Genomic DNA, 22549 nt, shown 5'->3' with positions numbered 1-22549 from the left:
CGGCTGCCGTGTATTCGCTCCCGCCCCGGTTCAGCGCTGCCTGTTGCCTGGTACTCTTATCGATTGGAGTTTTTTTCATGTTTGCAAAAGATCACACGCTCGCCAACGTCGACCCGGAACTGTGGGATGCCATTCAGAAGGAAAACACCCGCCAGCAAGACCACATCGAGCTGATCGCATCGGAGAATTACACCTCGCCGGCCGTGATGCAGGCGCAGGGCTCCCAGCTGACCAATAAATATGCGGAAGGCTATCCGGGCAAGCGCTACTACGGCGGCTGCGAATACGTCGACGTCGCCGAGCAACTGGCGATCGACCGCGTCAAGCAGCTGTTCGGCGCCGAAGCGGCCAACGTGCAGCCGAACTCGGGCTCGCAGGCCAACCAGGGCGTGTTCTTCGCCATGCTGAAACCCGGCGACACCATCATGGGCATGTCGCTGGCCGAAGGCGGCCACCTGACCCACGGCATGGCCCTGAACATGTCGGGCAAGTGGTTCAATGTGATCTCCTACGGCCTGACCGAGAAGGAAGACATCGACTACGAGCAGATGGAGCGTCTGGCCCGCGAGCACAAGCCGAAGCTGATCATCGCCGGCGCCTCGGCCTTCTCGCTGCGCATCGACTTCGAACGCTTTGCCAAGGTTGCCAAGGAAATCGGTGCGTACTTCATGGTCGACATGGCCCACTATGCCGGCCTGATCGCAGCGGGCGAGTACCCGAACCCGGTGCCTTACGCCGACTTCGTCACCTCGACCACCCACAAGTCCCTGCGCGGCCCGCGCGGCGGCATCATCCTGATGAAGGCCGAGCACGAAAAGGCCATCAACTCGGCGATCTTCCCGGGCATCCAGGGTGGTCCGCTGATGCATGTGATCGCCGGTAAAGCGGTCGCCTTCAAGGAAGCGCTGTCGCCGGAATTCAAGGCCTACCAGCAGCAGGTGGTCAAGAACGCGAAGGCCCTGGCCGACGCCCTGATCGCACGCGGCCTGCGCATCGTCTCGGGCACCACCGAGTCGCACGTGATGCTGGTCGATCTGCGTTCGAAAGGCCTGACCGGCAAGGAAGCGGAAGCCATCCTGGGCCAGGCGCACATGACCTGCAACAAGAACGGAATCCCGAACGACCCGCAGAAACCGTTCGTGACCTCCGGCATCCGCCTCGGCAGCCCGGCCTTCACCACCCGCGGCTTCAAGGAAGAAGACGCGACCAAGGTGGGCAACCTGATCGCCGATGTGCTGGACAACCCGCACGACGCCGCGACCATCGAGCGCGTCAAGGCCGAGGTCAAAGTCCTGACCGACAAGTATCCGGTCTACGCTTCGTAATCTCTGACGCCACAGCGGCCCGGCAACGATGAAATGCCCGTTCTGTCAGCATGAAGACACCCAGGTCCTCGATACCCGCGTATCCGAGGAGGGCGATTCCATCCGCCGCCGGCGCCGCTGCGCGCAGTGCGACAAGCGCTTCACGACCTACGAGCGCGTCGAGCTCTCGATGCCGATCATCGTCAAGAAGAACGGCAGCCGCACCGAATTCGAATCCTCCAAACTGCGCGGCAGCCTGATGCTGGCCCTGCGCAAGCGTCCCGTAGCCGCCGGCGCCATCGACGCCGCCGTCTCCTCGATCGAGGAAAAACTGCTCACCAGCGGCCGCCGCGAAGTCGACAGCGTCTACGTCGGCGAGCTCGTGATGCAGGAACTCAAGCGTCTCGACAAGATCGCCTACATCCGTTTCGCCTCCGTCTACAAGAACTTCGAAGACCTGGCCGAGTTCCAGGAAGCGATTGCCGAAGTCGGGCCGGGCGCGAAAACACCGCCTGTATAAAGTTCCGTCCTTTAGATTGAGCACCCGCCACGGCTGACCTGAGCCCGCCTGATAACTTCTCGTCTCCCTGAACCGAGACTGGAGGTAGAGCATGGCCGGCCATCGAGCCCATCGTCCTTGCGCCGGCTTCACGCTGGTGGAAGTGCTGGTGGCCCTGTTCGTCGTGGCCCTCGGCGTTGCCGGGGCCGCGGCCGTGCAGGCGGTGGCCGTGCGTGCCGCCGGCGAGGCAGCGCGGCTGGCCGACGGCATGCGCCTGGCCGATTCGCTGGCCCAGCGCATGCGCGCCAATCCCGCGGCGATGGCACTGCCGGATGCCGCCAATCCCTATCTGCAGTTCGACGTACAAGCCAGCGCCTTGCCGGCCGCGCCGGCGTCCTGCTATGGCAGCGCCGATTGCGGACCCGCCGAACTGGCGGCCTTCGATCTGTTCGAGACCGCCGCGCAGCTGGCCGGCCGCTTTCCCGGTGGGCGCATGCGCGTCTGCCGCGATGCGCAGACGCCGGGCGCGACCGGCCTGCTGGCCTGGGACTGCACGGACACGCCCGGTGCGCCGGTCACGGTCAAGCTGGGCTGGCATGACAGGCAGGCTGCCCCCGATGCGCCCGAGGCACCGGCCGTGTTCCTGACGCTCGGGGAGGGCGCGCCATGATCGGCTTGTCGCGCGCCAGCCAGGCCGGCCTGACCCTGGTCGAGATGATGGTGGCGATGGCCATCGGCCTGGCCGTGGTGCTGGCCGCCGCGCGCCTGCTGGGCCTGGCCAACCATGCCTACGCCGCCCAGGTCGAAGCCGCCGCCCTCGACGATGCCGGCCGCTATGCGCTCGATATCGTCGGCCGTGCCGTGCGCCAGACGGCCCATGCCGATCCGCTGCAACTGGACTTGTCGGCGCCGGTCGACGTGCTGCCGGCACGCCTGGCTGGCCTCGATGCGCGCTCGCTCGGCAGCAGCACGGCGGGCATCGCCACGCCGCTGGCGGCGGTCGCGAACGGCAGCGACGTGCTGGCCGTGCGCTTTCCCGGCGCCGGCGGCGGCACGAATGGCGACGGCAGCGTTCTCAACTGTGCCGGCTTTGCCGTCCCTTCGTTCGAAGAGGGCTGGAGCATCTTCTATGTCGCCAAGAATGGCGACGGCGAGCCCGAGCTGCGCTGCAAATACCGTGGCAGCGGCAGCGGCAGCTGGAGTGCGCACGCCGTCGTCGCGGGCGTCGACAGCTTCCAGGTGCTGTATGGCATCGACACCGATACCCCGCGCGACGGCGCCGCCAACCGCTACCTCAACGCCGACGCGATCCAGGCCCTGGACGCTGCCTTCGCCGGACTGCCGGCGCAGGAGCTGAATCGGCGCACCTGGTGGAAGCGTGTGGTCAGCGTACGTGTTGCCCTGCTGCTGCACGGTGCGCGGACCACGCGGCACGGGGCCGTGAATACCGAGTTCCAGTTGTTCGGGCCGCTGCACGCGGCGGAGGCGGCGGCCGGCGATACCGGGACCGTGGTGCGCGAGGATGCCTTGCCGGACCAGTTGCGGCGGCGCGAACGCAGGCTGTTCTCGATGACGGTGGCGCTGCCCGCGGGCGCTTTATGAGCTTGCCTGCAATGAGCTTACCAACGATGAGCCTGCCAGCGATGCGCTTGCGCCACGGCCACCGCCACCACCACCGTCAGCGCGGCGCGGCCCTGGTCTGCGCGCTGGTGCTGATGATGGCGGCCATGCTGGTCGGCGTATCGGTCTGCCGCGCCGTGTTCGCTTCCATCGCCTCCGCCGGGGCCGAGCGCGAGCGCAGCATTGCGCACGAGGCTGCGGAAGCGGCGCTGCGCGATGCGGAGCGCGACATTGCGTCGGATGCTTCCGGCACCGATCCGGCGCGGGCTGCCCAGTTCACGGAGCCTGGCGCCGGTGGCTTCGTCGACGGTTGCGGCCGCGCCGGCTCGGCGCGTGGACTATGCCTGGCGTCCTCGCCGCCGGCCTGGCAGGTACAGGATCTGGTTGAACCCGACAACCCCGCGCTCGTGGCCTACGGGCACTACACCGGCGCGCAGCTGGCGACCGGCCAAGGCTTGCTGCCGGCACGCCCGCCGGCCTACCTCATCGAAAAGATCGTACCGCCGGGTGCCGGCGAAGCGCTCGGCAGCTTTTACCGGATCACGGCAGTCGGCTTCGGCAGCCGTGGGACGATGCAGGTCGTGCTGCAGTCGGTGTACCGCAAGCCCAAGCCCGCGCCGCCGCCACCGTCATCTGCGCCGGGCGAGGCCGGCGACATCGGCCAGGCACCGGATGCCGCGGCAGCGCCGCCAGATGGGGCTGGACCGCCCTCCGGCAATCCAGCGCCGGCGCCGGCGCCCGTCCAGCTCCCGGCCGGACGCATCGGCTGGCGCGAAATCGTCAACTGGCCGCAGCTGCACGCCCAGGCCATCGAATAAGCAAAGCAATGAAAACGAAGTGAAAACAAAACGAGGGATCCATGAACATGAAGAGCGGTTTTACCCTGATCGAAATGCTGGTGGTGCTGGCCATCCTCGCCATCCTGGTGTCGGTGGCCTACCCGAGCTATGCCGGCCACGTCGTGCGCACCAAGCGCACTGAAGGACAGATCGCCTTGTTCGAAGCGATGCAGCAGCAGGAACGCTACCACTTGCAGCACAACACCTATGCCGAGTTTTCCTCGAGCAGCGAAGACGCGGCGCCGCAAGGTTTTCGCTGGTGGTCGGGCGCCACCGCGGCCGCGAGCCTGTACGAGCTGGACGCGCATGCCTGTCCGGGTCGCGACATCGCCGATTGCGTCGAGCTGCGCGCCACGCCCGGCACGGCCAAGGTCGACGCGCGCTTCCGCGACCCCGAATGCGGCGTACTCACCTTCGACAGCCAGGGCAGGCATGCGGCGGCGGGGAGCGGGCGTTGCTGGCCGTGAATCGATGGCCTGGCAGGGCGGCGCGCCAGGCCGGCTTCTCGCTGATCGAACTGCTCGCCGTGATGGCGATCCTCGTGATCCTGTTGGCGGCCGGGGCCCCGGACCTCGGTCAGCTGGTCCGCACCCAGCAGCTGAAGGCCGCCACCGCCGACCTGTTCGCCGCCATCGGCCTGGCGCGTGCCCAGGCACTGGCGCGCGGCGAGCTCGTCACCCTGCTGCCGAAGGGCGCGGGCGGCGCCGACTGGCGCCAGGGCTGGACCGTATTCGTCGACCGCGACGGCGACCGCCTGCCGGGGCCAGCTGACACCATCCTGGCCGAGCACGGCCCGCTGGCGCAGGGCATCGCCGCCGACTTTTCCTTCACGACCTCGGCGCCGCCTTTCTATATCGCCTACAATGGCGCCGGACGTAGCTGCCGCGACAGCAACCCGGCGGCGGCGCGTTACGGCACGCTGTCGCTGTTCCATGGCGGCGGCATCCGCCGTATTAAAATCAATATGCTGGGCCGGGCCCGCAGCTGCGACCCGGCGCGCGATGCCTCCTGCGACGGTCCCGCCGCGCCGCCATCGTGAACCGGGCGAACCGAGCGAACTGAGCAAACCGAAAAGAGACAAGTGCTGATACTGAGCGATACCGAAGGCATGGCCCTGGCCCTGGAATGGGCAGCGAAGGGCATGTACATCACGGCGCCGAACCCGCGCATCGGCTGCGTGATCGTGCGTGACGGCGAAGTGATCGGCGCCGGCCACACCCAGCCGGCCGGGCAGGCGCATGCCGAGATCCAGGCGATGCGCGATGCCCAGGCACGCGGGAACGATGTGCGCGGCGCCACCGCCTACGTCACGCTGGAGCCGTGCAGCCATTACGGCCGCACGCCGCCATGCTCGAACGCGCTGATCGAGGCCGGGCTGGGGCGCGTGGTGGCGGCAATGGTCGATCCGAATCCGCTGGTGGCCGGGCGCGGCCTGGCGCAGCTGGAAGCGGCCGGCATCGCGGTCAGTTCGGGCGTCATGGCCGACGAAGCCTACGAATTGAACATCGGCTTCTTCAACCGCATGCGCGTCAAGAAGCCCTGGGTGCGCCTGAAGACGGCCGCCAGCCTGGACGGCATGACGGCGCTGGACAGCGGCGAGAGCCAGTGGATCACGAGCCCGGAAGCACGCGCCGACGGCCATGCCTGGCGCGCCCGCGCGCAGGCGATCCTGACCGGCATCGGCACCGTCAAGGCCGACGATCCGCAGCTCACGGTACGCGGCATCGATACGCCGATGCAGCCACGCCGTGTGATCGTCGACAGCCGCCTCGAGATCGATCTCGGTGCGCGTATCCTGCAGGGCGAGCCGTGCTGGATCGTCGCCGCGCAGGCGAGCCCGGAAAAGGAGGCGGCATTGCGCGCCGCCGGCCATGAAGTCATCATGCTGCCCAACAGCAGCGGCAAGGTCGACCTGCCGGCGCTGATGCTGGAATTGGGCCGCCGCGAGATCAACGAGCTGCACGTCGAAGCGGGCGGCAAGCTGAATGCCTCGCTGGTGCGCGAAGGCTGCGTCGACGAACTGCTGGTCTACCTGGCGCCGAGCCTGATCGGACCGGGGCAGGGCATGTTCGCGCTGCCGCCGCTGGCCCGTCTGCAGGACAAGTTTGCATTGCGCTTCCATGGCGTGCAGCAGGTCGGTCCCGACCTGCGCATCCTGGCGCGCTTCAATCATCAAGAGAAGGAATAAGGCTGTATGTTTACTGGAATCGTCGCTGCCGTGGGCAGCATTCAATCGGTCAAGCCGCTCGAAGGCGGTTCGTTCGCGGGCGTGCGCCTGCAGATCGAGGCCGGCGGCCTGGGGCTGGATGACGTCGCGTTGGGCGACTCGATCGCCATCAACGGCGCCTGCATGACCGTGGTCGAAAAGACCGGCAACGCGTTCGCGGTCGACGTCTCGCGCGAAAGCCTGAACCGCACCGCGGGCCTGGACCAGCCGGGCGAAGTGAACCTGGAAAAGGCCCTGACCCTGGCCGAGCGTCTCGGCGGCCACCTGGTGTCCGGCCACGTCGACGGCCTCGGCACCGTGCACAGCTTCGAGCCGATCGGCGAATCCTTCAAGCTGGTCATCGACGCACCTGTGGAGCTGGGCAAATACCTGGCGTACAAGGGTTCGATCGTGGTGAACGGCGTGTCGCTGACCGTCAACAGCGTCGAAGACCTGGTCGATAACGGCAGCAAAGTCTGCCGCTTCTCGATCAACCTGATCCCGCACACCATCGCCGTCACCACGCTGAAGCACCTGCATGCCGGCGCCAAGGTCAACCTCGAGATCGACCTGATCGCGCGCTACGTCGAGCGCATGCTCACCGCGGCAAAAGCTTGAGCGCAAGCCCGGCTGCGGCCGGGCAAATTTTCTCCGATTCTCCTTTGTTTGGCGTAGACTGCTGGCAACTTGAACAGTAGGCAGAGCATTCGCTCGCCGCAAAGGAGACAAAGGATGATTCGTGGTGTAAAACCATTTGTGCTGCTGACCCTGCTCGCCGCCGCCGGCATCGGCTCGGCGGAAGGCATGCGCAGCTATCGTTCGCTGGCGATGTCCGCCAACGGCGAGCGCCTCGCCGCCATCGAGGCCGTCGAGGGCGAAGCGAAGACCGGTGCGCGCATCGTCGTGCGCGATACGGCGACCGGCAAGATCGTAAGCAGTGTCGAGCAGGCCGATTGCGTGCAATGCCGCGTCGAGGCGCCCGTGTGGTCGCCGGATGGCAGCGCGATGGCGCTGATCAGCACCGACAGCAAGACCGGCACCGCCACGGTCCAGGTACTGCGCGACGGCAAATTCAAGCCGGTGGCCACGGTCAAGGGCGTGGCCAATACCGTGCGCTGGTCGCCCGACGGCCGCCAGCTGGCCTTCCTGGCCACCGTCGGCGCGAAAAAGCTGACCGGCGCGGTGGAAGCGGGCGCGCGCCAGATCGGCGAGATCGGCGTGGCCGAGCAGGAAGACGAGCAGCGCATCGCCGTGGTGTCCGCCGGCGGCGGCGACTTCAGGCTGGTCTCGCCCGCCGACACCTTCGTCTACGAATACGACTGGACCCCGGACGGCAAAGGCTTCGTGGTCACCAGCGCCAAGGGCAACGGCGACAACAACTGGTGGATCGCCACCCTCGGCCACGTCGATGCCGCGACCGGCAAGCTGCGCGTGCTGGCCGCGCCGAAAATGCAAATGAACATGCCGCATGTGTCGCCGGACGGCCGCACGGTCGCCTTCATCGGCGGCCTGATGAGCGACTTCGGCTCGGTCGGCGGCGACGTCTACACGGTGTCGATCGACGGCGGCGAGCCGGTCGACGTGACCCCGGGCTTTGCCGGCACCTTCAACGGCATCGCCTGGCGCGGCAACCAGGTGCTGGCCTCCGTGCTGGCCGGTGCCGATGCCGGCGTGGTGGCGATCGACCCGGCGGCGCGCAGCAGCCGCGTGTTGTGGAAGGGCCCGGTGACGGCTTCCGCCTCGCGCGACGGCCGCTTCGTGTTCAGTGCCGACGGCAAGGTCGCGGCATCGGTGCAGGAAGACTACGAGCACGCGCCGCGCATCGTCGCCGGCCGCCTGCCGGAAATGAACGCGATCACCCGCGACAACGCATCCTTCGCCCCGGCCGTGTCGGCGCAAAGCGTCAGCTGGACCAACGAGGGCTACAAGGTGCAGGGCTGGCTGGTCGGCCCGCGCAAGGTCGATGCGGGCAAGAAGTACCCGATGATCGTGCAGGTGCACGGCGGGCCGGCGGCAGCCGCCACGCCGCGCTACATCGCCAACGGCGAGGGTGGCAACTCGCTGGTGCGCGACCTGGTCAACCAGGGCTACTTCGTGTTCATGCCGAACCCGCGCGGCAGCTATGGGCAGGGCGCCGCCTTCACCAGCGCCAACCGCAAGGACTTCGGCGGCGGCGACTGGCGCGACATCCTGGCCGGCGTCGACGCCGCCATCAAACAGGCGCCGGTGGACGGCAATCGCCTGGGCCTGATGGGCCACTCCTACGGCGGCTTCATGACGATGTGGGGCGTGACGCACAGCCAGCGCTTCAAGGCCGCGGTGGCCGGCGCCGGCATCGCCAACTGGATCAGCTACTACGGCCAGAACGGCATCGACCAGTGGATGGTGCCTTTCTTCGGCGCCACCATGTACGACGACCCGGCCGTGTACCGCGCCGCCTCGCCGATCGAATCGATCAAGGCGGCGAAGACGCCAACCCTGATCTATGTGGGCGAGCGCGACGTCGAATGCCCGCCGGCGCAGTCGATGGAGTTCTGGCACGGCCTGAAGGCGATGGGCGTGCCGACCACGCTGGTGATCTACGAAGGGGAGGGGCATGCCTTGCGCAAGCCCGAGCACCAGAAGGATTTGCGCAGCCGGCAGATCGGGTGGTTCAACAAGTACCTGAAGTGAACCTGCACCGCCGTCGTCCCCGCGCAGGCGGGGACCCAAGTTTGCTGGCGTTTCGTTAGCTCATACAGAACCTGGATTCCCGCCTGCGCGGGAATGACGGTAGTACTTATTCAGGCGCCTTCTGCGCCCCGGCCGCGATCTGCGCCGTCTGCGCAGCCTTCTCCGGATTCAGCACCACCTGCACATAGTTGTCCGGCCGCAGATAGCGCTGCGCCGCCCTCTGCAGGTCCGCCACGCTCAGCTTCTGCACTTCCTTGTCGAAGGTGAGGATGGTGGCCGGGTCGGTGCCCTCGGTCAGGGAGGTCTGTAGTGCCGCCAGCCAGTAGCCGTTTTCCTGCAGCGACTTGCGGTAGGTCTGCAGCCAGTTGGTCTTGACCTTGTCGAGGTCGGCCTGGTCCGGGCCCTGGGTGCGCATGCGCTCGATCTCGGCGAAGGTCGCGCTCAACACCTTGTCGACGTTTTCCGGACCGGTCGGCAGCGTCACGCCCACCGTGTAGTGGGCGTAGGGGATGCGCGTCATCGAGGCTTCCATGCCGCCGCCGTAGATCAGGCCCAGCTTCTCGCGCAGCACGTCGATGATGCGGATGTTCATCACCTCGGCCAGGGCCGACAGGCGCAGCTCTTCGAGCTCGGTGACGTCGGCGGCGCCGGTGAAGGTCAGCGAGACCGTGCTCTTGTCATCCTGGCCGCTGTTCACTTCCTTCTTGACCACGCCCTTCACGGGGCGGATGCCGAGATCGCGGTAGGCCACCGGGATATCCGGCGTCGGCAGGCTGGCCAGGTAGGTCGCCAGCAGCGGCTTGATCGACGCGACGTCGAAGCTGCCCACGAAAATGAAGGTCAGGTCCTTCGCGCTGGAGAAGCGCTGGCGGTAGATGTCGATCGCGCGGTCCAGGTCGATACTGGCGAAGTCCTCCGGCTTCAGGGCGCGCGGGGCACGCGGGTTATCGCCGTAGAGGGTCGAGACCAGCACGTCGCCGAAGGCGGCGCCCGGCTGCGAGGCGCGGTTGCGCGCCAGTTCCATCTGCTTGCCGATGAAGGATTTGTACAGGTCCTCGTCGCGGCGCACGCCGGCGAACTTCAGCCACACCATCTGCAGCATGGTCTCGACCTCGGTGGCGCCCGCGGTGCCGGCGACGACGTCGGTGTTGTTGCCCAGGCCCGCGCTGACGGCGGCCGCCTTGCCGGCCAGGATCTTGCGCATGTCCAGCGGCGAGAAGTCCTTCAGGCCCATCGCGGCGACGATGGTGTCGGCATAGCGGGCGTTATACATGTCCCTGGTCTCGAACAGGCTCTGACCGCCGAAGCGCGCGGCGCTCATCAAGACCTGGTCGTTGCGAAAGCCGGTCGGCTTGAGGATCACCTTCACGCCGTTCGACAGCACTAGACGCGTGGTGCCGAGCTGCTCGTCGCGGCTTTCGGCGACGATGCGGCCCGGCGCGGGCGGCTGCTCCATCAGGCGCGCCGCGACCGCCTTTTCGTCGCGGGCCTGGACGTCGCGGCGCTCGGCGTTCGAAACCGCGGCCAGCAGCTGCTCGCCGGTCGGCACCGGGACGTCAAGCTTGGCCGGGCCGGTGTAGATCACCAGCTTGCCCGAGTCGGCCGGAATGGTGCGGCGCGCATAGGCGTTGATTTCGTCGAGCGTGATGCCGGGCAGGAGTTCGGTCACGTAGCGATATTCGTTCTCGATGCCGGGGATCGATTCGCCCTCCAGGAAGTTGCGGATGGTCTCGGCGGCGAGGGCGGCGGAATCGGTGTTGTCGCGTTCGTTGTGGATGCGTTCGTAGTTGCGCATCACGCTTTTCTTCACGCGATCCAGTTCGGCCGCCGTGAAGCCGAAGCGGCGCGCGCGTTCGTTTTCCTGCACCAGGGCGTCGATCGCCGGCGTCGCGCCTTTTTCGCCCAGCGCGGCCATCGCGTTGTAGGAGCGGTAGCGCGGCGTCAGGCGCCCGAGCGCGCTGCTGGCGCCCATGAAGGGCGGCGAGGGCAGCTGCGCCAGTTCGGACAGGCGCTGGTTCAGCATGCCGGCGAACAGGCCTTCGATCAGCTGCTCGCGGTAGCCGCCGATGGTGGCGCGCTCGCTGTAGGGCGTCACCGGATAGCGGATCAGGACCGAGGCCGGGCCGGCTTCCTTGTCGGTGACCACCAGCGCCTCGGTGCCGGTGCGCGGCGGGATCTGCGCATAGGTGCGCGGACGCGGCGAGGCCGGGTTCTTCAGGCTTGAAAAGTGGCGCTTGATCAGCGTTTCGGCCTGGGCCGGATCGATGTCGCCGACCGCCACCACGGCCATCAGGTCGGGCCGGTACCAGTCGCGGTAGAAGCGGCGCAGGGCTTCGGGCTTGAAGCTGCGCAGCGTGTCTTCCTTGCCGATCGGGAGCCGTTCGGCGTAGCGCGAGCCGTTGAACATCTTCGGCATCAGGACCTTCTGCATGCGGTCGCCGGCGCCTTTACCGAGGCGCAGTTCCTCGAGCACGATGTCGCGTTCCTTGTCGATGTCGGCATCGTTCAGGGTCAGGCCCTGGGCCCAGTCCTGCAGCACCTGGAAGGCCTTGTCGAGGTCCTGCTTGCGATCGGCCGGCACTGGCAGCACGTAGACGGTCTCGTCGAAAGAGGTATAGGCGTTCAGGTCGGCGCCGAACTTCACGCCGATCGACTGCAGGTAGGACACCAGTTCGTGTTTCTTGAAGTGGGTCGAGCCGTTGAAGGCCATGTGCTCGGTGAAGTGAGCCAGGCCCTGCTGGTCTTCATCCTCGAGGATGGAACCGGCCTTCACCACCAGGCGCAGCTCCAGCTTGTGCTCGGGCTTGCGGTTCTGCTGGATGTAATAGGTGAGGCCGTTCGGCAGCTTGCCGACCTTCAGCTGGGGCGAGACCGGCAGCGGGGCGTTCAGGTCGAGCTGGGCAGCATTGGCAACCGAAGCCGCCAGCGGGGTCGCCAGCAGGACGGCAGTAAACAGGGCGGTACGGACAAAGCGGGCGGTCATGCGCAGGCGCTCCGGTGAGCAATAAAAAATTCATTCTACCTTGGGCAACAGCCTGTACAGTTGTTGCTGAACGCCATTCTTGCACTGTCGCGGTGCAGAGCTCGTTGTCATTATGCAACAATTTGATATGCCCAGCGCCGGCATCGGCGAAGCCGGGCTGCAAATGCCGGCATCGAGCCCGGTGGAAGGCTGGCAAATCCATTAAAATAACGGGTTTCAGCACAGGACTTCGCATGCCCATCTCCACTACCCAGGAAATCGTCGACGAACTGCGCGCAGGGCGCATGGTCATTCTGGTCGATGAGGAAGACCGCGAGAACGAGGGCGACCTGGTGCTCGCCGCCGAACACGTGACGCCCGAGGCGATCAACTTCATGATCCGCCACGCGCGCGGCCTGGTCTGCCTGACCCTGTCGGAAGAGATCTGTGACCGCCTCGAACTGCCGATGATGACGAGCCGTAACGGCACCTCCTTCGGCACCAATTTCACGGTCTCGATCGAGGCGGCCGAGGGCGTCACCACCGGCATCTCGGCGGCCGACCGCGCCCGCACCATCCAGGTGGCGGTGGCGAAGAACGCGAAGCCGGAAGACCTGGTGCAGCCAGGCCACATCTTCCCGCTGCGCGCGGTCAAGGGCGGGGTGCTGATGCGCGCCGGCCATACCGAAGCGGGCTGCGACCTGACCCAGATGGCGGGCTTGCAGCCGGCCTCGGTGATCTGCGAGATCATCAAGGAAGACGGCACCATGGCGCGCCTGCCGGACCTGCTCGAGTTCGCGCAGGAGCACGGGCTGAAGATCGGCACCATCGCCGACCTGATCCATTACCGCAGCCAGACCGAATCGCTGATCGAGCGCGTGGCCGAGCGCCAGCTGTCGACGGTGCACGGCGACTTCCGCCTGGTCGCCTTCCGCGACAAGCCAAGCGGCTGCGCCCACCTGGCGCTGGTGCACGGCGCGCCGGAAGGCGACAAGGAAGCCCTGGTGCGCGTGCACCAGCCGGTGTCGATCATCGACCTGCTGGACAACCGCGCGACCTCGCACTCCTGGAATCTGTCGGCGGCGATGCAGGCGATCAAGGCGGCGGACAGCGGCGTGATCGTGCTGCTGAACTGCAGCGAAACGGCCGAGCAGCTGTTCGGCCAGTTCGAGGACAAGTCGGCGCCGCGCGCGGCGGGCCGTGCGGCCAACCTCGACCTGCGCACCTACGGTATCGGCGCGCAGATCCTGAAGCAGGTCGGCGTGCGCAGGATGAAGCTGCTGGCGAATCCGCGCAAGATGCCGTCGATGGTCGGTTTTGACCTCGAGGTAACGGGTTACCTGGCGAAGCCCGAAGCATAAATATCGATGGCGTATCAGGCGCGAGCGGCGCGCCTGACGCGGTACCATTCATCCATTCACATTCACGAATCAATAGAAGAAGAGGCAGCCATGACGGTAGGAACTTTTGAAAGCAACATGCAGGGTGAAGGCCTGCGCATCGGGATCGTGCAGGCACGATTCAATGCCGACGTCGGCCACGGCCTGCTGTCGGCCTGCCTGGCGGAGCTGAAGCACCTGGGCGTGGCGGACGAGGACATCCTGCACGTGACCGTGCCGGGCGCACTGGAAATCCCGCTGGCCCTGCAGAAGATGGCCGAGACCCAGCAGTTCGACGCCCTGATCGCCCTGGGCGCCGTGATCCGCGGCGAAACCTACCACTTCGAGCTGGTCTCGAACGAGTCGGGCGCCGGCATCACCCGCGTCGGCCTGGACTACGGCATGCCGATCGCCAATGCCGTGCTGACCACCGAGAACGACGAGCAGGCCGAGGCCCGCATGGCCGAGAAGGGCACCGACGCCGCCCGCGTCGCGGTCGAGATGGCCAACCTGCTGCTCGGCCTGGACGAGCTGCAGGCTGAAGAAGAGTAAACGTAGCAAGGTAAAGACATGACTGACAATAGCACGCACGCCAACCCGAACAAGAACCGCACGCCGCGTCACCGCGCGCGCGAGTTCGCGCTGCAGGGCCTGTACCAGTGGCTGCTGAACAATGAGCCGGCTTCGACGGTCGCCAAGAACATCCGCGGCGCCCACGGCTTCGACAAGGCCGACAGCGAGTACTTCACCGAACTGCTGAACGGCGCGATCGCGCAATCGGTCGAGCTGCGCGAAACCATCGCCCCCACGGTCGACCGTCCGATCGCCGAAATCTCGCCGATCGAGCACGCGGTGCTGCTGATGGGCGCCTGGGAGCTGAAGAACAAGATCGAGATCCCCTACCGCGTCGTGATCAACGAAGCGGTCGAGCTGACCAAGTCCTTTGGCGGTATCGACGGCCACAAGTATGTCAATGGCGTTCTGGACCGTCTGGCCGGCAAGCTGCGTCCGGACGAGGCGGCGGCCGACGCCAAGCGCTGATCGGCTCGGACGTATATATATTAGTGAGAAGCCGTCCCGGGTAACCGGGGCGGCTTTTTTTATTGCCGTCAGCGAACCGGTCGGGGTTCTCGTGCTCCACGCTAAGCCGACGCCCGGATGCCCAGATCCTGGTCCCTCGGCGCGTCATGGTTCATACTTGATGGGTAGGCTGAAATGCATGTCCATTCTCAGCCGGCATATTTATTTAGGGGATGTCACCGTCATTCAAACCTGTCCAGCAAGGAAAAACTATGCGTTCCTATTCGTCCGATAGCCCAGAAGCTGTGTCCCGATTGCTTGCTTTAACCGTGATAAGTGACGGCGGGGGATCGCCGCCCGAGATTTCGGCAACTTACCGGTTGGGTATCCTCGACCATGCCAGGATCGATGCAGATCTTTTCGATCAAGTTCTTCGCGAGTTGACTGCCGATCTACCAAGCGGCTCTGACGGCCTGGTCAGGGTCGATGCCGGCATGATCGACCAATGCCTGGCCGAGATCGTGCAGCCGGACCTAAGGCTGCGTGTATGGAAGGCCATGTGGCAACTGGCATACGCAGACGATAGTTTTGCCCATGCCGAACTCGCCTTGCTTCAGAGGGCGACGCAGGCTTGGGGAATAGAAGCGGATGCCAATGGTAACGGCCGGATTGCCGGCGCCAACGTCACTTGAGAGTCCGCTTTTAGCCAGGGGCGTTAGCGCTTCCAAAAAAGAAGGCCACCGCGGCTCTCGCCAACAGTGGCCTTCGACCAGGAACCAGTACGAGGTGCTTACAGCCCGGCGACAGTCTCGCCGCTCTGGCTCGCACCTTGGGCGGCCTCGACGGCAGGGGTGTCGGCCTTGTGGGCCGGCGGCGCCGACTTCTGCACCAACTGCGGGGCAGGGGCGGACGGCGGGGTGAAGATCGGTACGTTCTTGCCGCTTGCCACCTGCTTCAGGCGGCGGTATTCGGCCAGGACCTTGTTGCCATAGCCGGAGTCGTCGTCGGATGCGCCGGCGCCGACATAGGTCTTCAGGCCACCTTCGACCGAACCGGTGCGGGTCACGTAATCCTTCAGGATCTGGGCGCCGACACGGATGTTGGCGACCGGGTTGAGGGCAGCCTTGGAGCCGCCGACTTCCTCGAACTTGTCGCTGTGGACCTTGGACATGACTTGCATCAGGCCCTGGGCGCCCATCGGGCTTTCCGCGAAGGGATTCAGTCCGGATTCGATCGCCATCACGGCCAGGATCAGCAGCGGGTCGAGCTTGATCTCGTGCGCGGTGCTGTAGGCGGTGGCAACGAACATGTTGGCGGCGTCACCGGCGACCCGGTAACGGCGCGACAGCCATTCGGTCACGTACTTCTGCTGGCGCGAGGAACGCGCCGTGTGCTTGTCATCGCTGTTGGCAACTTCGATGGCATCGTCTGCCTTGGCGGCCAGCTGGGCCGGGGCGGCAGCGGCAACCTGGACGCTTGGTTGCGGGCTCAAAAAGTCCGACACCCGTTTTGCCAGATCGGGGCGGTTGTACAGCAGGGCAAGCATTGCTACTGCGGATAGACCGAATACGGTCAGGGTATGTTGTGCGGTCGTGAGGAGACCGCGTACCGTTTTTGCCACGGAAGACCACGTGACTGGCTGGCTGGCCATCTGTTGGACAAGCTTTGTGCTCGTACCGATGAATCGATGAATCATCGTCTCTCCTTTGTCGCGGAAAAAGCCTCCCCATGCGGCGCCAAAAGCGCTGCCTTCAGGGTACCTAATGCCGTGCATCAGAAAACCGTCCGTCGCCGCGGTGTCGATCACCTTGCGGTCGAGGAACGCCGTCATTGCTTGCTACAGCTGGGCAGCGCTGCAGTGGAGGTGCCCAGTGGCTAACAACTGTCTCGGGGTTAGGTTGGGCAGACGCCCAGTGAAAACACTCCTAAAATGTCGTTGGGGCCCCGACCCCGTGAAAGAATGAGACCGGCTAAAATCACGTCTTGGACGGGCCTGTCTCACTTGGTAGCCGGATTGTAGAAGCTGGTTTATATCAAGTCAATACTAGCTCAATCGTGCGTTATTACTTTTAAATCTAACTTTTGTTGCCTAGCTCATCAATTCTTTGGCAAATCAACCACTTGCCGCCGATTGTTAGATCTGCTCAAAAGATGTAAAAAAGAATTAAAAACTAGATGAACTATTCAGATTTACGAGATTTTATTGCAAAGTTGCAAGAAATTGGCGAATTAAAGCATGTTTCGGCACCGGTCTCGCCGAACCTCGAGATGACGGAAATCTGCGACCGGGTCTTGCGAGCCGGTGGGCCAGCTCTTCTGTTTGATAACCCGACCGGTCATAAAGTTCCCGTGCTCGGCAACCTGTTCGGTACGCCGCGCCGGGTCGCCCTGGGCATGGGGGCCGACGACATCGGCGAGCTCAGGAAGATCGGCCACGTGCTGGCGCGCCTGAAGGAGCCGGAGCCGCCCAAGGGCTTCCGCGACATCATGGATCTGGGTTCGCTCGTGAAGGCGGTCTGGGACATGTCGCCGAAGGAAGTGAAGGGCGCGCCCTGCCAGGAGATCGTCTGGGAAGGGCAGGACGTCGACCTCGGCCGCCTGCCGATCCAGCATTGCTGGCCGGGCGACATCGCGCCGCTGATCACCTGGGGCCTGGTCATCACCAAGGGGCCGCACAAGAAGCGGCAGAACCTGGGCATCTACCGCCAGCAGGTGCTGGGGCCGAACAAGGTCATCATGCGCTGGCTGGCGCACCGCGGCGGCGCGCTCGATTTCCGCGAGCATTGCATCGCCAATCCCGGCAAGCCCTATCCGGTGGCGGTGGCGCTGGGCGCCGATCCGGCCACCATCCTCGGCGCGGTGACGCCGGTGCCGGACACGCTGTCCGAGTACCAGTTCGCCGGCCTGCTGCGCGGCCAGCGCACCGTGCTCACGAAAGCGATCGGCAGCGAGCTGCGGGTCCCGGCTGCCGCCGAGATCGTGCTGGAAGGGCATATCTACCCGGACGAGAAGCATCCGTCCGGCTTCGAGCACGCGCTGGAAGGCCCGTATGGCGACCACACCGGCTATTACAACGAGCAGGACTGGTTCCCGGTGTTTACGATCGACCGCATCACCATGCGGCGCGACCCGATCTACCACTCGACCTATACCGGCAAACCGCCGGACGAGCCGGCCGTGCTGGGTGTGGCGCTGAACGAAGTCTTCATCCCGCTGCTGCAGAAACAGTTCAGCGAGATCACCGACTTCTACCTGCCGCCGGAAGGCTGCAGCTACCGGATGGCGGTGGTGCAGATGAAGAAGCAGTATGCCGGCCATGCGAAGCGCGTGATGATGGGCGTGTGGAGCTTCCTGCGCCAGTTCATGTATACCAAGTTCATCGTCGTGGTCGACGAAGACGTCAATGTGCGCGACTGGAAGGAAGTGATCTGGGCCATCACGACCCGGGTCGATCCGACCCGCGACACGGTCCTGGTCGACAACACGCCGATCGACTATCTGGACTTCGCATCCCCCATTAGCGGACTCGGCAGCAAGATGGGTATCGACGCCACCAACAAGTGGCCGGGCGAGACCAATCGCGAGTGGGGCACGCCGATCGTCATGGCGCCGGAAGTGAAGGCGCGCGTGGACGATATCTGGCAGCAACTGGGGCTGTAAGCAGGCATCCGTGCCGGGTATGCACTATATATATGTGCATGTCCGGCAAACGCCGCGGCGCGCCAACCGGCGTTTGCCGCCAGCCGTTTGCTCGGTTATAATGATTGCTGGCGGGCCCCTGCGCATTGCGGCATGGTTTACCTGGTCAGGTCGGGAACGAAGCAGCCAAAGCCGTTCACCGCAAGTGCCGCAGATCAGGCTCGCCTCCTCATTCAGAACAACAGCTGCCGCGGCAGCTGTTTTCGTTTCCGCTTTCCTGGCTTCAGTCTGCGCTTCACTCCGAATCGATTTCGGCCTCGAACGGCCGCTCGGACAGCGCCACCAGCGGATTTTCCTTCAGCAGGTCCTTGTCCAGCTTCAGCCTTACCTGGTGCTTCGCATCGGTGGCATAGCGGCGTTCGCCGTCCTTCGTCTTGATGCTGATCTGGGCCGGCTTGTCGAACTTGAAGATCACCGATTTCATCGTCGGCACGAACACGCTGAACGCGCCGGCTACCTTGCCGATCGCGGCATTGGCTTGCGGGACAGCGCCCATCACGCTCGCGTAATGCCACTGCATCGCTTCCGGCAGCACGGCGCCGATGTCGAAGCTCGCAGCCGATTTTTCGCTGGCGGGCAGGCTGGTCCAGATCCTGGCGTCGCTGGCCAGCCATTGCTGGTTGGGGACAATGCGCGTGCGGCCGGCGGCGTCGAGCGGCAAGGGCGTGCGATTGGTGCCGTCCACCACGACCAGCTTGACGTCGCCCGGGGCGATCGCCTTGTTGACCGGAATCAGCCGGGCGTACAGGATGACCTTGTCGCGTTCGCCCATCGGCAGGGCGTAGAACTTGTCCGCCTTGACGGTGTCGACCAGTTTTCGGTAAGGAATCCACTCGCGCTCGGCAGCCTGGGCATCGGCGGATAGTATGAGCGACAACAGCAGCGGTGCGGCGGCGAGCGTTTTCATATTTTCCGTATTGAAATAAAAATATCAGTGTAGGGGAATTTTCCCGGGGCGTCGATTATTGGCTCGTCAGGCCCGGTCTACGGTAAAATTCCGGTATGTCCTATCAAGTCCTCGCCCGCAAATACCGTCCCCGGAACTTCGAAACGCTGGTCGGCCAGGAGCACGTGGTCCGTGCCCTGACCCATGCGCTGCGCACCGGGCGGCTGCACCACGCCTACCTGTTCACCGGCACCCGCGGGGTGGGCAAGACGACGCTGTCGCGCATCCTGGCCAAGTCGCTCAACTGCGTCGGTCCGGACGGGCAGGGCGGTATCACGGCCGAACCCTGCGGCGTGTGCGAACCCTGCCGCGCGATCGATGCCGGCCGCTTCGTCGACTATGTCGAGATGGACGCGGCGTCCAACCGCGGCGTCGACGAGATGGCCCAGCTGCTGGAACAGGCGGTGTACGCGCCGAGCAATGCGCGCTTCAAGGTCTACATGATCGACGAGGTGCACATGCTCACCAACCACGCCTTCAACGCCATGCTGAAGACGCTCGAGGAACCGCCCGAGCACGTGAAATTCATCCTCGCGACCACCGACCCGCAAAAGATCCCGGTGACGGTGCTGTCGCGCTGCCTGCAGTTCAACCTGAAGCAGATGCCGCCGGGTCACATCGTCGGCCACCTGGAAAACATTCTCGGCCAGGAAGGCGTCACTTTCGAACAGCCGGCCCTGCGCCTGCTGGCGCAAGGCGCCCACGGTTCGATGCGCGACGCGCTGTCGCTGACCGACCAGGCGATCGCCTACGCCGCCGGCGCCGTCACGCTCGACGCCGTGCAGGGCATGCTGGGCGCACTCGACCAGTCCTATCTGGTGCGCCTGCTCGATGCGCTGGCGCGCCAGGACGGCGCCGACCTGATGGCGGTGGCCGACGAGATGGCCAGCCGCAGCCTGTCGTACAACGGCGCGCTGCAGGACCTGGGCACGCTGCTGCACCGCATCGCGCTGGCCCAGACCGTGCCGACCGCGGTGCCGGAAGACCTGCCTGAGCTGGCCGACATCCAGCGCCTGGCGACCGTGTTCGATCCGCAGGAAGTGCAGCTGTATTACCAGATCGCCGTGCACGGCCGCAACGAGATCGGCCTGGCGCCCGACGAATATGCCGGCTTCACCATGACCCTGCTGCGCATGCTGGCTTTCCGCCCGGGACAGGGCGGGGCCGAGCAGGCGGCGGCAGCGCCGGCACCCGCCGCGATCGCACGTCCATTGCCGCAGGGCCAGGCCGCGCGCCCGGCCGCTGCCGCTGCCTCGGCCGCCGCACCGGCCCGCGCGGCTGCGGCGGCACCGGCGGCACCGCAGCCGCCGGCGGCCCAGCATGCCCCGGCAGCACAACAGGCGCCAGCAGCCCAGCCGTCCGGCGGCGCGGCATTGAGTCCGGCCCGCGCCGCGATCAATGCCGCGCTGGAAGCGGCCCGTGCCGCCGCGCGCATGACGACGGGCGGTGGCGGCGGCAGGCCGCGCCCGGCAGCGCCGGAGGCACCGGCGGCAGCGCCGGCAGCCGGCGCGCCGGCGCCTGCGCCGGTGTCCGCCCCTTCGGCGCCCGCACCCGGCGCGGCACCGATGGCCAGCGCCGCGCCTGCGGCCCCAGCCGCCGCCGCGCGCCCATCCGCACCGGCACCCTGGGACCAGCCGGCCGCGCGCCCGCAGCCCCAGGCCATGGCCCAGCCGCAGCCGGCAATGCGCCAGGCCCCGGCGCCGATGCAGGCCCAGGCCCAGCACCAGGGCTATGGACAGGCGGTGGCCGACGACGAGCCGCCCTCCTGGGTCACTGAATTTTCCGACGACACGGCGGTCGCCGCCGAGGCCCCGGCCACCGTGAGCGCGCCGCCGGCCGCACGCGCGCCGGCACCGAGTGCGCCGACGCATGCCTACGTCATCACGCCGGTCCCCGCGATCGGCTGGGACGGCAACTGGCCGGCGCTGGCGGCCTCGCTGCCGCTGCGCGGCGTGGCCCAGCAGCTGGCCTTCCAGACCGAACTCATCGGCTGCACCTCGGACGGCTCGTCCGCGACCTTCCGCCTGCGCGTGCCGGTCGATACCCTGCGCGCCAGCGGCAACAGCGAAAAGCTGTGCGCGGCGCTGCAGGAACGCTTCCCGGCGGTGCGCGTGAACATCGACACCGAGATCGGCCCGGTCTGGTACACCGCCAGCGCCGAAGCCAAGGCGCGCCGCGAACGGCTGCAGCGCGAAGCCGAGGAAACGGTCGGCGCCGATCCCTTCATCCAGGCGCTCGAGCACACCTTCGACGCCTTCGTGGTGCCCGGTTCGGTACGTCCGATCGGCACCTGACATTTTTCAGTCTTACCGACTTTTTTGGAGAACACCACCATGATGAAAAACCAGCTCGCAGGCATGATGAAGCAGGTCCAGTCCATGCAGGACAACATGAAGAAGGCGCAGGAGCAGCTGGCGCAGATCGAAGTCGAAGGCCAGTCGGGCGCCGGCCTGGTCAAGGTGGTCATGACCTGCAAGAACGACGTCAAGCGCGTCACGATCGATCCCTCGCTGCTGGGCGACGACCGCGACATGCTGGAAGACCTGGTCGCAGCCGCTTTCAACGACGCGATCCGCAAGGCCGAAGCCACGACCCAGGAAAAGATGAGCGGTCTGACCGCCGGCCTGCCGATTCCGCCGGGCTTCAAGATGCCGTTCTGATGTCCAAATCGCTCGACTTCCTGACCGAGGCCCTGCGCCGCCTGCCGGGCGTCGGTCCGAAGTCGGCGCAGCGGATGGCCTTCCACCTGCTGCAGCACGACCGCGAAGGCGCCGCCATGCTGTCGCGCGCCCTCTACCAGGCGGTGGAGGCGGTGCATCACTGCGCGATGTGCAATACCTTCTCCGAACTCGAGGTCTGCGAGCTGTGCTCGGATCCCGAGCGCGACCATGCGCTGCTGTGCGTGGTCGAGACCCCGGCCGACCAGCTGATGATCGAGCAGACCCTGACCTGGAAGGGGCTGTACTTCGTGCTGATGGGCCGGCTGTCGCCGCTGGACGGCATCGGTCCGCGCGACCTGCACCTCGAAAAGCTGGTCAACCGCGCCGCCGACGGCATCGTCAGCGAAGTGGTGCTGGCCACCAATTTCACCAACGAGGGCGAGGCGACCGCCCACTACATCAGCGAGATGCTGAAGGCGCGCGGGCTGAAGGTCAGCCGCCTCGCGCGCGGCGTTCCCGTCGGGGGCGAACTCGAGTATGTGGACGCGGGCACGATTGCGCGCGCCATGCTCGACAGGCGAAGTGCATAATGGGCCTCCCGCCAGGGTCCGCCTTTACTCGATGAGCCTGCGGAATTCCTTGCGGTAGCGGTTCACGGTTCACGGTTGATGGTACGCAAACTGCATACCAGGTCCGCTGCTATCGTGGGCCTCATTCGACCGTAGTTTGACCGGAATCGAGC

At 65.9% G+C, this 22549-nt stretch carries 21 protein-coding genes and 1 other RNA gene; 19 read left to right on the top strand and 3 right to left on the bottom strand.

Going from position 1 to position 22549, the window contains the following annotated elements:
- The first annotated feature begins 77 nt into the window (after positions 1–77).
- The 10 genes from glyA to NX782_RS23985 all read left to right on the top strand — a co-directional run bounded on the left by glyA (position 78) and on the right by NX782_RS23985 (position 9141).
- On the top strand, positions 78–1325 hold the full coding sequence (glyA, locus tag NX782_RS24030) for a serine hydroxymethyltransferase (protein ID WP_258848028.1): 1248 nt from the start codon (positions 78–80) through the stop codon (positions 1323–1325).
- A gap of 28 nt (positions 1326–1353) precedes the next feature.
- A complete protein-coding gene (gene nrdR, locus NX782_RS24025; RefSeq protein ID WP_258848027.1) occupies positions 1354–1824 on the top strand; it encodes a transcriptional regulator NrdR in 471 nt (156 codons plus the stop codon).
- Between the two features lie 91 nt (positions 1825–1915).
- Positions 1916–2473 (top strand): type IV pilus modification protein PilV, encoded by a 558-nt coding sequence (pilV, locus tag NX782_RS24020; RefSeq protein WP_258848026.1) that lies wholly within the window; start codon positions 1916–1918, stop codon positions 2471–2473.
- The gene (locus NX782_RS24015; protein WP_258848025.1) at positions 2470–3405 is read left to right on the top strand and encodes a PilW family protein; all 936 of its coding nucleotides are present in this window, start codon (positions 2470–2472) and stop codon (positions 3403–3405) included. The genes pilV and NX782_RS24015 overlap by 4 nt, the downstream gene beginning before the upstream one ends.
- A gap of 11 nt (positions 3406–3416) precedes the next feature.
- The gene (locus tag NX782_RS24010) at positions 3417–4241 is read left to right on the top strand and encodes a pilus assembly PilX family protein (RefSeq protein WP_258848024.1); all 825 of its coding nucleotides are present in this window, start codon (positions 3417–3419) and stop codon (positions 4239–4241) included.
- Between the two features lie 41 nt (positions 4242–4282).
- Positions 4283–4729, top strand: coding sequence for a type IV pilin protein (locus NX782_RS24005; RefSeq protein ID WP_258848023.1), 447 nt, complete (start codon positions 4283–4285; stop codon positions 4727–4729).
- Complete coding sequence (locus NX782_RS24000) at positions 4726–5301, top strand: GspH/FimT family pseudopilin (RefSeq protein WP_258848022.1); 576 nt, start codon at positions 4726–4728, stop codon at positions 5299–5301. Before NX782_RS24005 ends, NX782_RS24000 begins: the two co-directional genes overlap by 4 nt.
- A gap of 69 nt (positions 5302–5370) precedes the next feature.
- Entirely contained in the window at positions 5371–6450 is a 1080-nt protein-coding gene (gene ribD / locus NX782_RS23995; protein WP_308633106.1) for a bifunctional diaminohydroxyphosphoribosylaminopyrimidine deaminase/5-amino-6-(5-phosphoribosylamino)uracil reductase RibD, read from the top strand.
- 6 nt (positions 6451–6456) lie between these two features.
- A complete protein-coding gene (locus NX782_RS23990) occupies positions 6457–7086 on the top strand; it encodes a riboflavin synthase (protein WP_258848020.1) in 630 nt (209 codons plus the stop codon).
- Between the two features lie 114 nt (positions 7087–7200).
- Entirely contained in the window at positions 7201–9141 is a 1941-nt protein-coding gene (locus tag NX782_RS23985; protein ID WP_258848019.1) for a S9 family peptidase, read from the top strand.
- Positions 9142–9247: 106 nt separating this feature from the next.
- Here NX782_RS23985 and NX782_RS23980 read toward each other — a convergent pair whose 3' ends face one another.
- Positions 9248–12124 carry a M16 family metallopeptidase gene (locus NX782_RS23980; RefSeq protein WP_258848018.1) on the bottom strand — a complete coding sequence of 959 codons (2877 nt, stop codon included), beginning with the start codon at positions 12122–12124 and terminating at the stop codon, positions 9248–9250.
- A gap of 233 nt (positions 12125–12357) precedes the next feature.
- Between NX782_RS23980 and ribBA the strand changes: the two genes are divergently transcribed.
- From ribBA to NX782_RS23960, 4 genes are all read left to right on the top strand, one after another.
- Positions 12358–13464 carry a bifunctional 3,4-dihydroxy-2-butanone-4-phosphate synthase/GTP cyclohydrolase II gene (ribBA, locus tag NX782_RS23975; RefSeq protein ID WP_258848017.1) on the top strand — a complete coding sequence of 369 codons (1107 nt, stop codon included), beginning with the start codon at positions 12358–12360 and terminating at the stop codon, positions 13462–13464.
- Positions 13465–13554: 90 nt separating this feature from the next.
- On the top strand, positions 13555–14034 hold the full coding sequence (ribH, locus tag NX782_RS23970) for a 6,7-dimethyl-8-ribityllumazine synthase (RefSeq protein ID WP_258848016.1): 480 nt from the start codon (positions 13555–13557) through the stop codon (positions 14032–14034).
- An 18-nt stretch (positions 14035–14052) separates the two neighbouring features.
- Positions 14053–14523 carry a transcription antitermination factor NusB gene (gene nusB / locus NX782_RS23965; protein ID WP_258848015.1) on the top strand — a complete coding sequence of 157 codons (471 nt, stop codon included), beginning with the start codon at positions 14053–14055 and terminating at the stop codon, positions 14521–14523.
- A 251-nt stretch (positions 14524–14774) separates the two neighbouring features.
- A complete protein-coding gene (locus NX782_RS23960) occupies positions 14775–15194 on the top strand; it encodes a TerB family tellurite resistance protein (RefSeq protein ID WP_258848014.1) in 420 nt (139 codons plus the stop codon).
- Between the two features lie 98 nt (positions 15195–15292).
- Here the strand turns inward: NX782_RS23960 and NX782_RS23955 are convergent, their stop codons facing one another.
- Positions 15293–16048, bottom strand: a complete 756-nt coding sequence (locus NX782_RS23955; RefSeq protein ID WP_258848013.1) for a transglycosylase SLT domain-containing protein — start codon at positions 16046–16048, stop codon at positions 15293–15295.
- Between the two features lie 629 nt (positions 16049–16677).
- On the opposite strand from NX782_RS23955, the gene ubiD reads away from it, so the two are divergent.
- Both ubiD and ffs read left to right on the top strand, forming a co-directional pair.
- Positions 16678–18162, top strand: coding sequence for a 4-hydroxy-3-polyprenylbenzoate decarboxylase (gene ubiD, locus NX782_RS23950; RefSeq protein ID WP_258848012.1), 1485 nt, complete (start codon positions 16678–16680; stop codon positions 18160–18162).
- A 109-nt stretch (positions 18163–18271) separates the two neighbouring features.
- An RNA gene (ffs, locus tag NX782_RS23945) (signal recognition particle sRNA small type) lies at positions 18272–18370 on the top strand.
- Between the two features lie 66 nt (positions 18371–18436).
- Here the strand turns inward: ffs and NX782_RS23940 are convergent.
- On the bottom strand, positions 18437–19108 hold the full coding sequence (locus NX782_RS23940) for a hypothetical protein (RefSeq protein WP_258848011.1): 672 nt from the start codon (positions 19106–19108) through the stop codon (positions 18437–18439).
- Between the two features lie 95 nt (positions 19109–19203).
- Between NX782_RS23940 and NX782_RS23935 the strand changes: the two genes are divergently transcribed.
- Genes NX782_RS23935 through recR form a run of 3 tightly spaced genes read left to right on the top strand, consistent with a single transcriptional unit; the run spans position 19204 to position 22397 of the window.
- On the top strand, positions 19204–21441 hold the full coding sequence (locus NX782_RS23935; protein WP_258848010.1) for a DNA polymerase III subunit gamma/tau: 2238 nt from the start codon (positions 19204–19206) through the stop codon (positions 21439–21441).
- Positions 21442–21480: 39 nt separating this feature from the next.
- Positions 21481–21807, top strand: a complete 327-nt coding sequence (locus tag NX782_RS23930; protein ID WP_258848009.1) for a YbaB/EbfC family nucleoid-associated protein — start codon at positions 21481–21483, stop codon at positions 21805–21807.
- Entirely contained in the window at positions 21807–22397 is a 591-nt protein-coding gene (recR, locus tag NX782_RS23925) for a recombination mediator RecR (protein ID WP_258848008.1), read from the top strand. Before NX782_RS23930 ends, recR begins: the two co-directional genes overlap by 1 nt.
- The last annotated feature ends 152 nt before the right edge of the window (positions 22398–22549 follow it).

It is taken from the genome of Massilia norwichensis, from assembly GCF_024753245.1.
GTDB classification, from domain to species: Bacteria; Pseudomonadota; Gammaproteobacteria; order Burkholderiales; family Burkholderiaceae_D; genus Telluria; species Telluria norwichensis.
This window is presented reverse-complemented; position numbering and strand designations above follow the sequence as displayed.

Excerpts from the sequence above, each read along its gene's own strand:
- glyA (WP_258848028.1), top strand. The coding sequence starts at position 78 with ATGTTTGCAAAAGATCACACGCTCGCCAACGTCGACCCGGAACTGTGG.
- nrdR (WP_258848027.1), top strand. The coding sequence starts at position 1,354 with ATGAAATGCCCGTTCTGTCAGCATGAAGACACCCAGGTCCTCGATACC.
- pilV (WP_258848026.1), top strand. The coding sequence starts at position 1,916 with ATGGCCGGCCATCGAGCCCATCGTCCTTGCGCCGGCTTCACGCTGGTG.
- NX782_RS24015 (WP_258848025.1), top strand. The coding sequence starts at position 2,470 with ATGATCGGCTTGTCGCGCGCCAGCCAGGCCGGCCTGACCCTGGTCGAG.
- NX782_RS24010 (WP_258848024.1), top strand. The coding sequence starts at position 3,417 with ATGAGCTTACCAACGATGAGCCTGCCAGCGATGCGCTTGCGCCACGGC.
- NX782_RS24005 (WP_258848023.1), top strand. The coding sequence starts at position 4,283 with ATGAACATGAAGAGCGGTTTTACCCTGATCGAAATGCTGGTGGTGCTG.
- ribD (WP_308633106.1), top strand. The coding sequence starts at position 5,371 with ATGGCCCTGGCCCTGGAATGGGCAGCGAAGGGCATGTACATCACGGCG.
- NX782_RS23990 (WP_258848020.1), top strand. The coding sequence starts at position 6,457 with ATGTTTACTGGAATCGTCGCTGCCGTGGGCAGCATTCAATCGGTCAAG.
- NX782_RS23985 (WP_258848019.1), top strand. The coding sequence starts at position 7,201 with ATGATTCGTGGTGTAAAACCATTTGTGCTGCTGACCCTGCTCGCCGCC.
- NX782_RS23980 (WP_258848018.1), bottom strand. The coding sequence starts at position 12,124 with ATGACCGCCCGCTTTGTCCGTACCGCCCTGTTTACTGCCGTCCTGCTG.
- ribBA (WP_258848017.1), top strand. The coding sequence starts at position 12,358 with ATGCCCATCTCCACTACCCAGGAAATCGTCGACGAACTGCGCGCAGGG.
- ribH (WP_258848016.1), top strand. The coding sequence starts at position 13,555 with ATGACGGTAGGAACTTTTGAAAGCAACATGCAGGGTGAAGGCCTGCGC.
- nusB (WP_258848015.1), top strand. The coding sequence starts at position 14,053 with ATGACTGACAATAGCACGCACGCCAACCCGAACAAGAACCGCACGCCG.
- NX782_RS23960 (WP_258848014.1), top strand. The coding sequence starts at position 14,775 with ATGCGTTCCTATTCGTCCGATAGCCCAGAAGCTGTGTCCCGATTGCTT.
- NX782_RS23955 (WP_258848013.1), bottom strand. The coding sequence starts at position 16,048 with ATGCTTGCCCTGCTGTACAACCGCCCCGATCTGGCAAAACGGGTGTCG.
- ubiD (WP_258848012.1), top strand. The coding sequence starts at position 16,678 with ATGAACTATTCAGATTTACGAGATTTTATTGCAAAGTTGCAAGAAATT.
- NX782_RS23940 (WP_258848011.1), bottom strand. The coding sequence starts at position 19,108 with ATGAAAACGCTCGCCGCCGCACCGCTGCTGTTGTCGCTCATACTATCC.
- NX782_RS23935 (WP_258848010.1), top strand. The coding sequence starts at position 19,204 with ATGTCCTATCAAGTCCTCGCCCGCAAATACCGTCCCCGGAACTTCGAA.
- NX782_RS23930 (WP_258848009.1), top strand. The coding sequence starts at position 21,481 with ATGATGAAAAACCAGCTCGCAGGCATGATGAAGCAGGTCCAGTCCATG.
- recR (WP_258848008.1), top strand. The coding sequence starts at position 21,807 with ATGTCCAAATCGCTCGACTTCCTGACCGAGGCCCTGCGCCGCCTGCCG.